The sequence below is a fragment of the Deltaproteobacteria bacterium genome (genome assembly GCA_016180855.1).
Classification (GTDB): Bacteria; UBA10199; UBA10199; order JACPAL01; family JACPAL01; genus JACPAL01.
On sequence record JACPAL010000005.1, the window covers coordinates 44,672 to 57,946 of the forward strand.

The 13,275-nt window shown below is 51.1% G+C and carries 10 protein-coding genes; 7 read left to right on the plus strand and 3 right to left on the minus strand.

Features of this window, described 5'->3' with window-relative positions; all coding sequences use genetic code 11:
- Positions 1-45: 45 nt before the first annotated feature.
- The 3 genes from HYT77_03005 to HYT77_03015 all read right to left on the minus strand — a co-directional run bounded on the left by HYT77_03005 (position 46) and on the right by HYT77_03015 (position 4,607).
- Positions 46-1,509 carry an OmpA family protein gene (locus tag HYT77_03005; GenBank protein ID MBI2066962.1) on the minus strand — a complete coding sequence of 488 codons (1,464 nt, stop codon included), beginning with the start codon at positions 1,507-1,509 and terminating at the stop codon, positions 46-48.
- A gap of 280 nt (positions 1,510-1,789) precedes the next feature.
- On the minus strand, positions 1,790-3,397 hold the full coding sequence (locus HYT77_03010) for a hypothetical protein (GenBank protein MBI2066963.1): 1,608 nt from the start codon (positions 3,395-3,397) through the stop codon (positions 1,790-1,792).
- Positions 3,398-3,638: 241 nt separating this feature from the next.
- On the minus strand, positions 3,639-4,607 hold the full coding sequence (locus HYT77_03015; protein ID MBI2066964.1) for a GGDEF domain-containing response regulator: 969 nt from the start codon (positions 4,605-4,607) through the stop codon (positions 3,639-3,641).
- A gap of 181 nt (positions 4,608-4,788) precedes the next feature.
- On the opposite strand from HYT77_03015, the gene HYT77_03020 reads away from it, so the two are divergent.
- The 7 genes from HYT77_03020 to HYT77_03050 all read left to right on the plus strand — a co-directional run bounded on the left by HYT77_03020 (position 4,789) and on the right by HYT77_03050 (position 13,274).
- Positions 4,789-5,364, plus strand: coding sequence for a nucleotide exchange factor GrpE (locus tag HYT77_03020; protein ID MBI2066965.1), 576 nt, complete (start codon positions 4,789-4,791; stop codon positions 5,362-5,364).
- A complete protein-coding gene (locus HYT77_03025) occupies positions 5,361-7,271 on the plus strand; it encodes an ABC transporter substrate-binding protein (GenBank protein MBI2066966.1) in 1,911 nt (636 codons plus the stop codon). The genes HYT77_03020 and HYT77_03025 overlap by 4 nt, the downstream gene beginning before the upstream one ends.
- 3 nt (positions 7,272-7,274) lie before the next feature.
- Complete coding sequence (gene thiL, locus HYT77_03030) at positions 7,275-8,174, plus strand: thiamine-phosphate kinase (GenBank protein ID MBI2066967.1); 900 nt, start codon at positions 7,275-7,277, stop codon at positions 8,172-8,174.
- Positions 8,175-8,305: 131 nt separating this feature from the next.
- Positions 8,306-9,274 carry an HlyC/CorC family transporter gene (locus tag HYT77_03035; protein ID MBI2066968.1) on the plus strand — a complete coding sequence of 323 codons (969 nt, stop codon included), beginning with the start codon at positions 8,306-8,308 and terminating at the stop codon, positions 9,272-9,274.
- Positions 9,271-10,524 carry an HlyC/CorC family transporter gene (locus HYT77_03040; protein MBI2066969.1) on the plus strand — a complete coding sequence of 418 codons (1,254 nt, stop codon included), beginning with the start codon at positions 9,271-9,273 and terminating at the stop codon, positions 10,522-10,524. The genes HYT77_03035 and HYT77_03040 overlap by 4 nt, the downstream gene beginning before the upstream one ends.
- Positions 10,521-11,648 carry a class I SAM-dependent RNA methyltransferase gene (locus tag HYT77_03045; protein ID MBI2066970.1) on the plus strand — a complete coding sequence of 376 codons (1,128 nt, stop codon included), beginning with the start codon at positions 10,521-10,523 and terminating at the stop codon, positions 11,646-11,648. Before HYT77_03040 ends, HYT77_03045 begins: the two co-directional genes overlap by 4 nt.
- Positions 11,649-11,696: 48 nt before the next feature.
- Entirely contained in the window at positions 11,697-13,274 is a 1,578-nt protein-coding gene (locus tag HYT77_03050; protein MBI2066971.1) for a hypothetical protein, read from the plus strand.
- Position 13,275: the final 1 nt, after the last annotated feature.

Sequence of the window (13,275 nt, forward strand, 5' to 3'; positions counted from 1 at the left end):
GCCGTCTTGCTGCGGGGAGCTTCATCCCGGAGGTGAGTGTAAAAATTATGGGCTGATACTGCTCTCGTCCAGGACTTCCGGAGAAGGTTGTGGGGCTTGGGTTGGTGTCGGTTGAGGGGGCGTCGGAGGAGTCACTTCTTTTTCAAGAATTGTAAATGTCACTCGCCGGTTCTTTGCGCGACCGATCTCCGTATCATTTGTATCGATCGGTTCAGAGGAGCCGAAGCCCATCGCTCGGAGCCGCTCCGGTGCGACTCCTTTATTAATGAGGTACTGTCGGACCGCCTCCGCCCTCTTCTGTGAGAGGGTCAGATTATAGACCTCATTCCCCTTGCTGTCGGTATGCCCTTCGATCTGGATCTTCTTGATCTGGGGATAATCTTTGAGGGTTTGTGCGACGGCATCCAGAATTTCATAAGAGACCTCCTGGATCTCACCCCTGTTCTTTTCAAAATGAACCCTCTTTTTAATCCCTATCTCCGTTGCTGTGATCGTCACAATTGATTCGTCTGCTGCTTGGGGCGGCGGCTCCGGAATTGGCTCGGCAACCGCCGGGGGAGGTGGTGGGGGGGCGGGGCGCAATTTTTTCTCGCTTGGAGCCGTGTAGGAGAGTGCCCCGAGGGCTCGATAGCTTGGGGCTCCATAGCCATTGTTGAGTCCGGCCATCACTCCGAGAGAAAGATCAAGTCCTTCAACCCAGGGGAGGTGAAAGCGGAGGGCACCGCCTGCCTCGAAAGGGGTCTCCGTTGATCGTTGAAAAGGGTCCGAGGCGAGCAGCGAGGAGGAGATCTCTCCAATAACATCGACCTCAGGAATCGCCTTGATGGCAACACCAAAGCCAAGAAGGATTTCATCATCCCGCCGCGTTGTCGTCCCCGGGAAGGCGAACGCCTTTCGTATCCGATAGCCGGCGTTAAGTGCGAGCTGGACCTTTTCTGCGATCGTCGTGTCAACGACAAACCTTGCCCCTCCCGAGAAGCTGTTGTCACCGATAAAATGATTTCCATCTCCCGTTGGAAGAAAAAAGAATGGGGAGAACGCGATCCCTAATGGAAACTGTTCTGCATCGAGGAGTCTCAGTTTTGTCTCCAGACGAACATCGCCAAGTCCCAGACCTTTATCACGCGTGATGTTGGTGTTGTCGGCGGAGAGTCGATTAAGGCTGACAGCGTCGGCCCGTAACGCAATCGGCAGGTCGAGTCCTGTCTCAAGCCAGGGAAAGAGACCGATCGCCCCATAGAGGTGACTCATGAGGAGTTCATCCACCATCGTTTGCGTTACCGTTCCAACGCGTCGTGTGAGGATCTTTGGCGAAAAGTCGAAGGAGAGGCCGAGATGATACTGCCAGGGATTTAGGAGAGATGAACCTGAAGTAGTCAGGTAGGGGCTGTTATCGGTTGCGGGATGGAAATTTTGAACCGATCCGCTTGTAATTCCCCAAGCGGGGCTAACCCAAAGTCCCATTAAAAAGAGGACGACGATTTTTTTCATAAGGTCAGATCGTTGCATTCTTTCGTGTTTGACCGCGTTGTCAACTTTTTTTAAGACAGCGATCCCCCCCTCACCTCTAAAGAAGTTATTTGAGACAACTCCCCTCTCCCGCTGTGGGGAGAGGGTTATTTAGCGAGGATGAGGAGAAAGGTTCAGATACGAGGTGTGCAGCGATCCCCCCAATAAAAGGAAGGCTCCCCTGTGGCTACCTTCCGGTCTCCTCCAGGGGAGCTGCTTGGGGCATCCTGCCATTGGGTATCCGCATATCGCGGAATGGCAGGGCTAGGGCCTCTTTAATTTACCTTACCAGTCTGAGCATCGTACCGGTCAGGTTAGGTCCTCCGGTACCGATAATCCCCAGACTGGAAGGTGGATCCGAAACAATCAAAATTTGTGAGGAGGTCGCATTTAAATTGACGGCGATCGGGAACGAATCAACCTCGGCCATGGCCGGTCCTTTTAAAATGGTTCCTCGACCATCCTCGGCGTCGCACCGCAGGCAAATTCCACTCCTATTTCCGGTGACGGAGTGTTTGAACGGTGTTTGGTAATTGTACTTTGAATCACTGGTTAGCCCAAGCTCGCTTAATGCGAGCGTCAGAGACCATCGATTCAGGAGATCGGCAAACTCGCCATCCCCGAAGGAGGCCACGATATTCTCGGCGCCACTGGAATTTCCCTCCAGGAGATTCCGGAGAAAGGCCTCTCCCTTTGGTTGCTGTTCATAGAGGTATCGAAGGAAGAGATAGCCCGCTCCCCGTTCCGCGAGTGATGGGGAGGTGGTCGGAACAAGAGAGGTTGTGTTCGGTTTATCCAGAAAGAGTTTGACGCGGGAGTAGTTTTCAAGGCCATAGCCGCACAGGTCTTCCGCGAGGTGTGAGATCGCTTCATTGAGCCAAGGCTCCTCTGTTTTACCTTCTCCCAAGAGGGCATGACGATTGAAACTGATCATGTGCTGGTATTCATGGCAGAGGACCCCCGGCAGAATATTTTGCGTGGCGAACTCTGCGGTGATCGGGACCCCGAATTCTCCCTTGGGATCGGGCACGAGCGTATAAAAGATCTCCTGTTCGTTGGAACAGGGATTGGAGGCGCTTTTTGAGTAAAGGTCACCCGGGAAGAAAAAGCCTGTGACAATACCACCTGAAGAGGCCATTCCGTTGGTGACCCCACTCATGAGGACGCTTATGTAGCCGTCGTTGTTTAAGTCGGATTCATTGCCGAAAAGGTCCCTCTCAAGGGGGATTGAATTCTGATCAAAATTTAGAGCCAGTTCTTCTATTTCGTCATCCTTGATGTTGTCAGAGGCCTCCTTGTCCACATAGACGAGGAGATTAGAGGTGATGGCACGCAATTCCCCCGTGACTATTTTGCATCTTGCAATGGAACTCATCGAGGAGAGGACATTGAACGATTTCTTGTCGCCGATAGACGGGCCTTTTGACAGGCCGGAAAGGAGCGAAGATTGCTGAATAATTCTTTCGTCGGAATCCGGGAGTGAGACCGCTATCTCTCCCAAAAATTGGTGAAACTCGGCCTCTTCGGGATCCTCGCTTGAAAAATAAGAAGAGCTCAAGGCCAAATGGTCGCTTGCGATGAGAGAAGAGGGGAGCGAGAGATCGGCCAGCTGGACGGTGTAGTTACCTGAGGTTGTATTCGAGGCCGAGACGACGAGGAGATAACTGTCGTCCGAGCCCCCTTCCTCCAGGCTTATCATTCCACGACCTGATGAAAAATTGATTTCGGTAATCTCCTCAAGTGACATCTCGCCCAGCTCGTTGGAGGCTGTTGTATCTGTCTGTGAAGTCGATGCGTACCCGCCAGCGGATCTCCTCTCATTATCGCTGCACCCCGCGACCACCACTACCAACAGGAGGAACCCCCCTATACTGCACGCTCTCTGCATCTTCCCCTCGTTTCTTTGGGAAAGCCAACCCCGCCCTGTTGGTTATTAGGTGCAATAGACGTACCATTTTGATAATATAGTTAATAAAATTAAAAATATGTATTAGTATCAATATATTATATAATTATTAACAAACAAAATTTAACTAAAAAAATAATTAAAATGGGTTAATTTAAACCCTTTTATCTCGATTCAGATATTATTTTATTTAAAAACAAACGGTTAGATGTGTTGGCTTTTGCTATGAAACGTGTAGTGACGAACCCTCTGGAGAGGCTATTGTCTCATTGAATAGGACGATTCCTCCACGTCCAGACCTCTTTGCCGTATAAAGTGCTGTATCGGCCTCCTCGAGGAGCTTGGTCGAGCTTTGCGTTGGGATTCTCGAATCGAGGGAGGAGATTCCGATACTTGCCCCTACAGGAAAAATTTTGTTTTGATGAAGGAGTGGATTCCTCTGAATTTCATTGAGGATTCTCCTGGCAATCCTAAAGGCCATTTTTGATTTGGTTTCAGGCAGTAGAATTGCAAATTCGTCACCCCCATAGCGGGCGACGGTATCCAGGGAGCGGACCGATTTTAGAAGTAGATCACCAACCCTGACAAGCACCTGATCACCAACAGGGTGGCCACAGGTATCATTAATCGGCTTGAAACCGTCGAGGTCGATCATGAGCAGAGATAATGGTCTTTGAAAACGGGCGGCCCTTAACGATTCCCTCTCCAGAATCTGTAAAAAATAGCCATGATTGAATAGCCCTGTTAGACTGTCTCGAGACGCTTGGTCCCTCAGATGAAGTTGCCATTTACGGTGGGCGGCGACCTCCTGGTCCTTCAGAAGAACTTCCGAGATCAGATCGAGTAGCGAGATCGACTCAAGCTCCTCTTTGAGAAGATAATCACGGGCCCCTAGCTTAAATGCCTCACGTGCCGTTCGAATTTCCTCGTGGCCGGTAACGAGTACAACAGGTGTATGAATTCCCCCTCGTTGCAGCTCTTTTAACAGATGGAGGGCGTTGATCGCCGGCGGATGGTGATCGGAGAAGATCAGGTCGTAAAAATTTGTCTTGGCTGCCTGGAGTCCACCCTCGGTTTCATGAAAAAGCTCCGCCTTGATCGGGGCATCTGTATGGTACAGTTTCTCGCGGACAATAGAGAATCGGGATGGATCGCTATCGATCAAGAGGATTTGCAGTCTGTTTTTTTCCACGCGCCCTACCCCGCTTTGAAGTATAGCGGGCGATGATTATTTTGACAACTATAATTGTTACTATTAAAAAAATAATGATAAGCAATAAAAAAATATCAAATTGATTGTTTTGTTGAGTCTTTTTTTACTCTGCCAACGGCTGCTTGACCTCCTCGGCGTGTATCACTAGATTCTATTCACTATGTCCAAAATGTCTTTTAGAGGGAAAGAGGGTGGTGAGGCTTCACCCGTGAAGGAAGGTCCTGTTGATCCAACCAACCGGTCGGGGGCAACGGAGGGAAAAACTCAGGAGCTTGAACAAAAAGTGAAGGATCTCGATCAGGCGCTCCTTGAGATGAAGAACAGTTATCTTCGTGCAATGGCCGACTTGGACAATTACAAGAAAAGGGTCATTAAAGAGCGGGCGGAAATTATTCTCTCTACCAGCGAACGTCTTCTAAGGGAGCTACTGGAGGTGAAAGATCATTTAGAGATGGCGGTACAACATTCCCACGGAGCGACGGATGTAAAACCTCTTCATGAAGGGATCCTCTTGACCTTAAAGCAGATGGATCAGTTTTTGGAAAAGGTCGGTGTCACTCCGATCAAATCACTCGGAGAACCGTTCAGCCCCGCTTTTCATGAGGCATTGATGGAGGAGGAGAGCGTGGAGTTTCAACCCCGATCGGTCATTAAGGAATTTCAAAAAGGATATTTGTTTCAAGGCAAATTGCTGCGGGCGGCACGGGTCGTGATTGCCAAGGACAAAAAATTGTGAAGAGAAATTTCTGGATCCTTTTTGTTTTTTTCTTGTTTGCCTGTGGGCCCATGAGGGAACCGCGTGTTGCCGTGCCCCTTCCCCGTACCCCCGAGATGGAAACCGCCTTTCAGGGTGCTGAGGAACTCTTTCTTTCCAGAAAATATCCTGAGGCCGTCTCTGCCTATGAGAATTATCTCGCCCGATTTCCCTACAATTATTTTACGGCGAAGACCCACTACCGTTTGGGAGAAATCTATTTTTCCCGCGAGCAATGGAAGGAGGCGATTCCTCATTATCAGGAGTCACTTCGAAAAAAGATTTCATCGGAGTGGGGAGGAGAGGCGCTCTATGAAATGGCCGCCTGTTATTATCGTCTTGGTGAGCATGAGGCGGTTTTTAAAGCGTTTGGTCGAATGCCTCCGGACATCCCCGCTTCTCTCAAAGTGCGCTCCGGTTCTCTTCGTGTGAATGCGGCAAGAAAGGCAAAGAGTGCTGAGGAGGAGGTTCGTGGATTTCTTGAATTGGTGGATGGATACAGCCTTCTGGCTCCGGCGGAATCAAGTATTGGTGAGCTGACCTGGGTTTTCAATCAGCGGGAGTCGACTGAATTTGTACGTGAGTGGGCTGGTCTGTCCGGCTCTGCAGGAGAGGTTCGCTCGCTCAGACGGCTTTATCAGGACTTCAAGGGGAAGCTGTCGGGGGGATACGTCCTGTGGAAGCTGGTCAAGACGATGCATGCCATGGGCAACTATGAAAAGGTCGCTTCGTGGGGGGAGCTTTATCTTCAGGAACATCCAAAGCACGAGTTTGTTCCATCGGCCCATGCCCTCCTCGCTGAGATTGGCAAAAGAGAGGCTGGTGTCCGGCAAAAAGTGGGGGTTGTTCTTCCCCTTTCAGGCCGACTTTCTGTTTATGGTGAGTCGGTTCTGCATGGTCTCGAATGTGCTGCAGGAATTTTTGAGCCTTGTCGAGGTGATCTCGATTTGATTCTTGAGATTCGGGACACGGAGGGAGATCCTCAGAAGGCTGCGAGGTTTGTAGAGGAGTTGGCTGGAATTCCCGAAGTCGTTTCTATCATCGGGCCACTCTCACAATCAGAGGCAGAGGTGGCTGCGCCGATTGCGGAACGACTGGAGATTCCACTTGTCGCCTTGTCGCAAAAACCGAAATTGCCAGAGGTCGGTCGTTACATCTTCAGGAATTTTCTGACCATTGCGGATCAGGTGGCGACTGTGGTTCATTATGCCTGCCAGGAATTGAATCAAAAAGAGTTTGCAATTCTTTATCCTCAGGGGGAGGGCGGGCAGGAGTATCTTAAGGAGTTTGAAAGAGACGTGGGCGATTGTGGTGGGACGGTTATTGCCAAAGAGAGCTATGCCCTGGAGGCGGCCGACTTTCTTGGCCCACTTCGAAATCTTAAACTCGCTCGGCAGGACTATAATGTTGAGAAGAAGAACCCGTTTGATGTCCTCTTCTTTCCCGGCACCTACCGTCAAATTCCGGATCTGATGTCCGGTTTAAGTTTTTTGAAGATGGATCAGATTTTGGTCCTCGGGGGAGCCGGCTGGGATCATCCCGAGCTCACAACGATCAAGGAGCCGGGACTTGAGAAGGCGGTCTTTGTGAACGGCTTTTATGCGAGATCGGAGGAGTTTCGCACCAAAGACTTCAACGCCTCCTTCAAGGCGTCCTACGATCTCGAGCCGACCTTGCTGGAGGCTTATGCCTATGATTCCCTCAGACTTCTGGGGTCCGTTTTAAGGGGACGTCCGGGGATCACGCGCCCTGATCTTCAGGAGGCGCTTACCGGTGTTAAAAATTTTGAAGGAGTGACCGGAAACATCTCTTTTAATGAGGAAGGGGATGCCCGGAGGAGACTCTTTCTCCTTCAGGCAAAAGGTGGAGAGATTCGAGAGATAAGGTAGCCCATGGTGAAGCGCCTGGGGGAGTTTGAGTTCATCAGAGCAATTTCAAAGGGAAAGCAGAAGGGGCGAGGTGTTCTCTGCGGCATCGGTGACGATGCCGCCATCGTCCGTTCTTCAAGAGAGAAAGATCTTCTCATGACCACGGATATGGTGATCGAAGGGGTTCATTTCCGGACCGACACCTCTTCCCTGATTCAGATCGGTCGCAAGGCGATGCTCGTGAATCTCTCTGATATTGCGGCGATGGGTGGAGTTCCGAGATATGCAGTGGTTGGGGCTGGAATGCCCGTTCGTCTGCCAATGAATCGGAGGGTGTTGCTCATGGAGGGGATGGAGCAGGTGGCCCGTGAGAACCGGTTTTCCATTGTGGGGGGTGATACTAACCGATCGGATAAAATTCTTTTGAGTGTCACCCTGATCGGGGAGGTCGAAACGGGAAGGGGGCTGAAGAGGGATGGAGCGAGAAGCGGCGACCTGATTTATGTGACGGGAAAGTTGGGAGAGGCTGCAGAGGCGCTGAAGAAAAAAACTCACCATGAGCCGCCCAATCGGGTTCAAGTCGGTCGATGGCTCGTTTTCCGGAAGATGGCACGGAGTTGCATCGATATCAGCGACGGTTTTTTGGGGGATTTAAATCACATTCTTGAGGAGAGTCGGGTTGGGGCCGAGATTTGGACAGGTCGGTTGCCAGGAAAAGCATCGCTTTTACTCAAATTAACGGGAGGTGAGGATTATGAGCTCCTTTTTACCGCCTCGCCCCACCGGAAAATTCCCTCAAAAATTCATGGCATTCCGGTGACGGTCGTTGGTACAATAACTTCCCAGATGGGGGGAATCAGCCTTTGCGACGAAAAGGGGAGGAGGCTTCCGTTGCCTCGCCGGCTCGGCTTCTCCCATTTTTAAATGGTAACCTCTGAAAAAGGCCCATCTGCGGCGTTGGCCGCCTCGGACGCTCCTCGACGTACAACCGTAAGTACGCCTGCGTCGCGCCTCGCCGGCCTGCCTTGCATCGGGGCCTTTTTGAGAGCTTACAAATGATTTATCCTTTGCTGATTATCTTTTTTCTGCTGTTGATGTCGGCCTCCTTTTCCAGTTTTGAGACGGCTGTTTTCTCCCTTTCCCCCCTGGAGAAGCATCGATTGAAACAGGCGGGTGGTCTGTCGGCGCTTGTTCTTAAGGTTTTGGAAAAACCTCGAGAACTTCTGACGACCGTTTTACTGGGAAATGAGCTCGTCAATGTCGCGATTTCGATCCTTGCCGGTAGCCTGGCTTATCAGTTTTTGAAGGGGCATGACGTTCGGTTTGTTTATGTTTTATCATTGGCCGTTGCCACTTTTCTGATCCTCGTTTTTGGGGAGATCATCCCCAAAAACATTGCGATTCGAAACCGTCAGACGGTTTCCCATTTTCTGATTTTTCCGTTCAATGTCTTTTCATGGCTGATGACCCCGTTGCGCCGCCTTCTCACGGTGATCACCGACCGTCTTGTAGCACTTTTTGGTATTCTCCCTCAGCGGCGAATGATCGTTGAAGAGGAGTTCAAGACACTACTCGAGATGGGGCGTGAAGAAGGGACCCTGGAGGAGTTCGAAAGGACCTTTCTCCAGAAGGTTTTTGATTTTTCATCGATTCATGTTTCGCAGATCATGACCCCGCGTCGGTCGATCGTGGCGATTCCTGACACCTTTCCGCCGGAGGAGGTTTTGGGGGTTCTTCGCGAGAACCGCTATTCCCGTATTCCGGTCTATAAGGGACGCCTCGATGAGGTCATCGGCATCCTTCATGCCAAGAGCCTTCTCGATTTGAAGGTGTCCGAACCCTCCGTCATTAACCTGTCGGAGAGGATGAAAACATTTGTAACGGTTAGGCCCCATCAGAAGCTCCCGGAGGTTTTTGAGGAGTTCAAACAGAAGCGGGTCCATATGGGGATTGTGAAGGATGAGCATGGAAGTACGGTCGGGATCATCACCATGGATGATCTTTTGGAGGGTCTCTTTCCATGATCTGGGGCGATCTGATTCAGTTGTGTTTCTGGTCTGTTTTCTGCCTGTTTTTTGAGGCGGTTTTTTCCGGCACGGAGATGGCACTCGTTGCCTGTGACAAGCTTAAATTAAGTCATCGGGCCGGGCGGGGGGATCGTCGGGCCCGTATCGCTCTGACGCTCGCGAAAAAACCGGAGTGGTTTTTTTCGACGACCCTTCTGGGGCAGAATCTTTTTATTGTTGGCAATTCCATTCTTGTCACCTTCTTCATCTTTCGCCATTTCGGGATGGAGTATGAGTGGGTCGGTCTCTTGCTCGCGCCGATCGTTCTCATTTTTGGCGAAGCGGTCCCAAAATCTGTTTTTCAGCGTGGGGCGGACCGGCTGGGGCCCTGGTTTTCACCTTTTATCCTGTTCTTTTCGTATCTTTTTTCACCGATTGTCTGGCTTCTCTCCCGTTTGACGCTTCTCTTGATGGGAGGGGTGCGTGGAACGCTGCTCGGGGGGCATCCAGTCACTCCTGAATCGCTCGAATTGTTGGTCAAGAGTTCCGAGGTGCCTTTGAACCTTCCCGTTCATTTTCACAAAACAATCCTTCGAATCCTCTCCTTCCCCAAGAGGAAGGTTTATGAGGTCATGACCCCCCTTGCGGAGGTCTTTTCACTTTGGGACAGCCTTACGATCAAGGAGGCGATTGTACAGACAAGTGAGGGGGGATATTCCCACATCCCGGTTTTTAACAAAAAGGCCCATAACATTGTCGGGATTGTCGGTACCTTTGACCTTCTGATGGCGAAGAAGCTGACCGCTTCCGTCGAGTCTCTCATGCAGCCGCCTCTCTACGTGGCGAACCTCATGGGAATCCGGGATCTTTTTTACCTGTTTCGTGAACGGCGATCCAATATGGCAGTCGTCGTCGATGAGTATGGTGGTGCTGTAGGGATTGTGACTTTTGAGGATCTGATCGAAGAGATCCTCGGAGCGATTGATGATGAGTATGATCAGGCTGAAAAGCAATGGACGGCGGTTTCTGAGGGAAATTACCTCGTCAAGGGCAGGATGACGTTGGATGAAGTGAATGAGACGTTTTCATGGGCCTTGCCCAAAGGGCATTATGAAACTTTGGCCGGGTTTCTCTTAAATCGATTTGGCCGCTTTCCGGGCGTTGGAGAGACTCTGAAATTCGGTCCTTTAGTGTTTACAGTTCAGAAGGGAACCTCCCGGTTGCTTGATGAGGTCATGGTTCAGGTGGATAAAGGGAGAAAAGTTTGAGGGAGGAAAAGGTAGTTGTCATCGAACGTCTGGCCCATGGGGGAAACGGCGTTGGCCGGATCAACAACAAGGTTGTTTTTGTCCCCGGGACCGTGCCGGGAGATCGCGTCAAAATTTGCATTACTGAGAGCCGTGGCCGGTTTGATCGTGGTGAAGTTCTGGAGATTCTGGAACCTTCTCCGGGACGCATCTCCCCCCGATGTTCCGTCTTTGGTCTCTGCGGGGGATGTCAGTGGCAACACCTCGATTATGCCACGCAGCTTCGTGAAAAAACGGCGATCCTCAAGGAGAGTTTGCAACGGATCGGCAAGATTGCGGATGTTATCCCTCTCCCGATCATCCCGTCGCCGCATCACTGGAATTATCGACAACGAATCCAGTTACACACCGACGCCGAATCCCACGTTGGTTTTTACAGATCCGAACGTCATGAGGTTGTGGAGTTTAATCGTTGCGAGATTGCCTTTCCCCGGTTGAACGAACATCTTCAGGGGCTAAAATCCAATGGCTACAAAAATTTTCCGAGACATTTTGAACTTGCAGTTGATGGGGAGGAGGTCACCCTCTTTCCATTGGAAGAGGAGGGGAGGTTCTTTTCTCAGGTTAATCCGGAGTTGAATGAACGTTTGATAGAGACGGTGCTTCACTTCGCGCTGGGTCGCTCCGAACCAGCCTTCACCAAAAAATGGACCCTTGTTGAGCTTTACTGTGGATCCGGGAACTTTACCTTCTCGTTGGCCCGAAGGGTTGGGAAGGTTTTTGCCGTGGAGCATTCGCTGGCGGCATTGCAGGAGGCGGAAAAAAGGGCGGCCCATCTTGGGTTAACAAATATTGAGTTCTTGCAAGGTTCCGCTGAGTGGGGGTTGAAGAGATTTTATCGGAGGAAATCTCCTGTCGATATTCTTCTCCTTGATCCCCCTCGCCAAGGTGCCTCCGAAATTTTGGATCTCATTATTGTTCTTAAGCCGCGGGTGATTGTCTATGTCTCGTGTGATCCCACAACACTTGCGCGCGATGTCGGTTTTTGGAGCCGTCATCGGTACCGACTGGAAGAGGTGCAACCGCTCGACATGTTCCCCCAAACGTATCATCTTGAAACAGTTGTCAAATTAGTTCGTGCGTAAGAGTAATTTCTTGACGCTCACTCCAAAACGGGTCAAATCAGCTCCTGTATGTCGAGGCTGACGCTTGATCGGGATAGAATAGAGAGTTGCCGCAAGATTTCGGAGAAAGTCGCCCGTAATCTTCAGGATGTTGTTGATCATCATACAACCATTTCTGTGGAGAGGGCTGTCCTGAGGCTCTTTGGAATTGAGGAGGCCTACAAGGGGAGGCCATTGGTTGAGGCCGTTTTGAATACCCTTGGGCCAGAGGACCTCTCCAAGGGGATTTGCTATTGGCTCGGGAGGGCGCTCGTTTCACAAAGGACGACACCGATCAGTTTTTGTCTGAGGGTTGCCGAGGGGAGGCTTCGCTTCCAGGAGTTGCCCGATGTCGACCCGGAGGAGATTCGGGTTGTTTTGGTTCCGCTGGCCGAAGGGGCGATTAGCCGGATTGAACAGGCCAAAGAGACACGTAAAAAAAGGCTCCGCTCGCTCCCTCCTTCGCCCAGGCCTCTTCGCTACGTCACGCTCTCACCCTCATCCGTTGAGGAGCAACGGGAGGAGGCAAGGTCTGCCATTCTTCAGGGGGCGGATTGCATCGACATCGGTTCTGTCCCTCATTTGGAATTATTGCCGGAGAGATACCGTCTTTTTCGGAACCTGCTTGACGAGATTTCAGATCGTGAAGGGAGGTATATTCGACTTATTGCCTCGGCGACGGATGGTCAAATAGCAGAGGTGACAACGATCGCCGCCCTGGAGAAGGTCGATTATCTTTCGGGGGACCTGTTTTGTGATGTTTTAGGAGGAAGGGGGACGGTCAAACAGAACCTCATTGAGCATCAGTTCGCGCGAAGGGTCATGGCCTGTGCCGGAATTGTCCTCAATACAGGCGTGAATTTACCGGCCGCATCCGGTGGAAATTACTCCCAGGTGATTGCCACACATTTTCTCACAGAGAGTTTATCCCTTGCTGGAGGCATGGCGTTTGATCAGATCGGTCTGGGGCATCCTTTCCGGTGGTCACCGGAATCAGAGGAGCTTCTTCTCCACGAGATGTCTGGCTCCTGCCTGATTCGTGAGCTGTTCCCAAAGGCCCCCCTTAAATATCTTCCCCCTTCACCGGATTCTCTCCCTGAGGATCTGAACCCCAGGTTTCTTCAGTGGCTCTATCACTGGGTTGCCCTGGTAACCGGTCAGGAGATTTTTCAGGTAAAAGATGTGAAAGGGGATTTAAGGCAGTTGGCGATGATGAAACCCCTCGCGGAGGGATTCATGGACGAGATGGAGTTTGCCTCTAACGGTAAACTGGTTCGTCGGGCACGAACTTTTTTAGATGATGCCTTCCACCTTCTCCAGCGGGTTGAAAGATATGGTTTTTTGAAGTCATTTGAAGAGGGGCTTTTTGGGAACACCTCTCTTTTATCGACGTCGGATGAAGGGTCGATTCATAAGGGAGATCATTATTACAATCCGCTGCTGGAGCTTTTAAACAGGCCGTCTGAAGAGGAGACCTCGCCGATTACCCACACTTATCACAGGGGCTCTGAGAGGGGTCATGGGGAAAGACGAGGACGCCGTGTGGGAGGGCCTCCAAGACGGGGGCATGGCAGAGGACGTCCCAGACGTAAGCAAAGTCGGAAATGAT

Coding starts and splice junctions, on each gene's coding strand:
- HYT77_03005 (MBI2066962.1), bottom strand. CDS start 1,509: ATGCAACGATCTGACCTTATGAAAAAAATCGTCGTCCTCTTTTTAATG.
- HYT77_03010 (MBI2066963.1), bottom strand. CDS start 3,397: ATGCAGAGAGCGTGCAGTATAGGGGGGTTCCTCCTGTTGGTAGTGGTG.
- HYT77_03020 (MBI2066965.1), top strand. CDS start 4,789: ATGTCCAAAATGTCTTTTAGAGGGAAAGAGGGTGGTGAGGCTTCACCC.
- thiL (MBI2066967.1), top strand. CDS start 7,275: ATGGTGAAGCGCCTGGGGGAGTTTGAGTTCATCAGAGCAATTTCAAAG.
- HYT77_03035 (MBI2066968.1), top strand. CDS start 8,306: ATGATTTATCCTTTGCTGATTATCTTTTTTCTGCTGTTGATGTCGGCC.
- HYT77_03040 (MBI2066969.1), top strand. CDS start 9,271: ATGATCTGGGGCGATCTGATTCAGTTGTGTTTCTGGTCTGTTTTCTGC.
- HYT77_03050 (MBI2066971.1), top strand. CDS start 11,697: ATGTCGAGGCTGACGCTTGATCGGGATAGAATAGAGAGTTGCCGCAAG.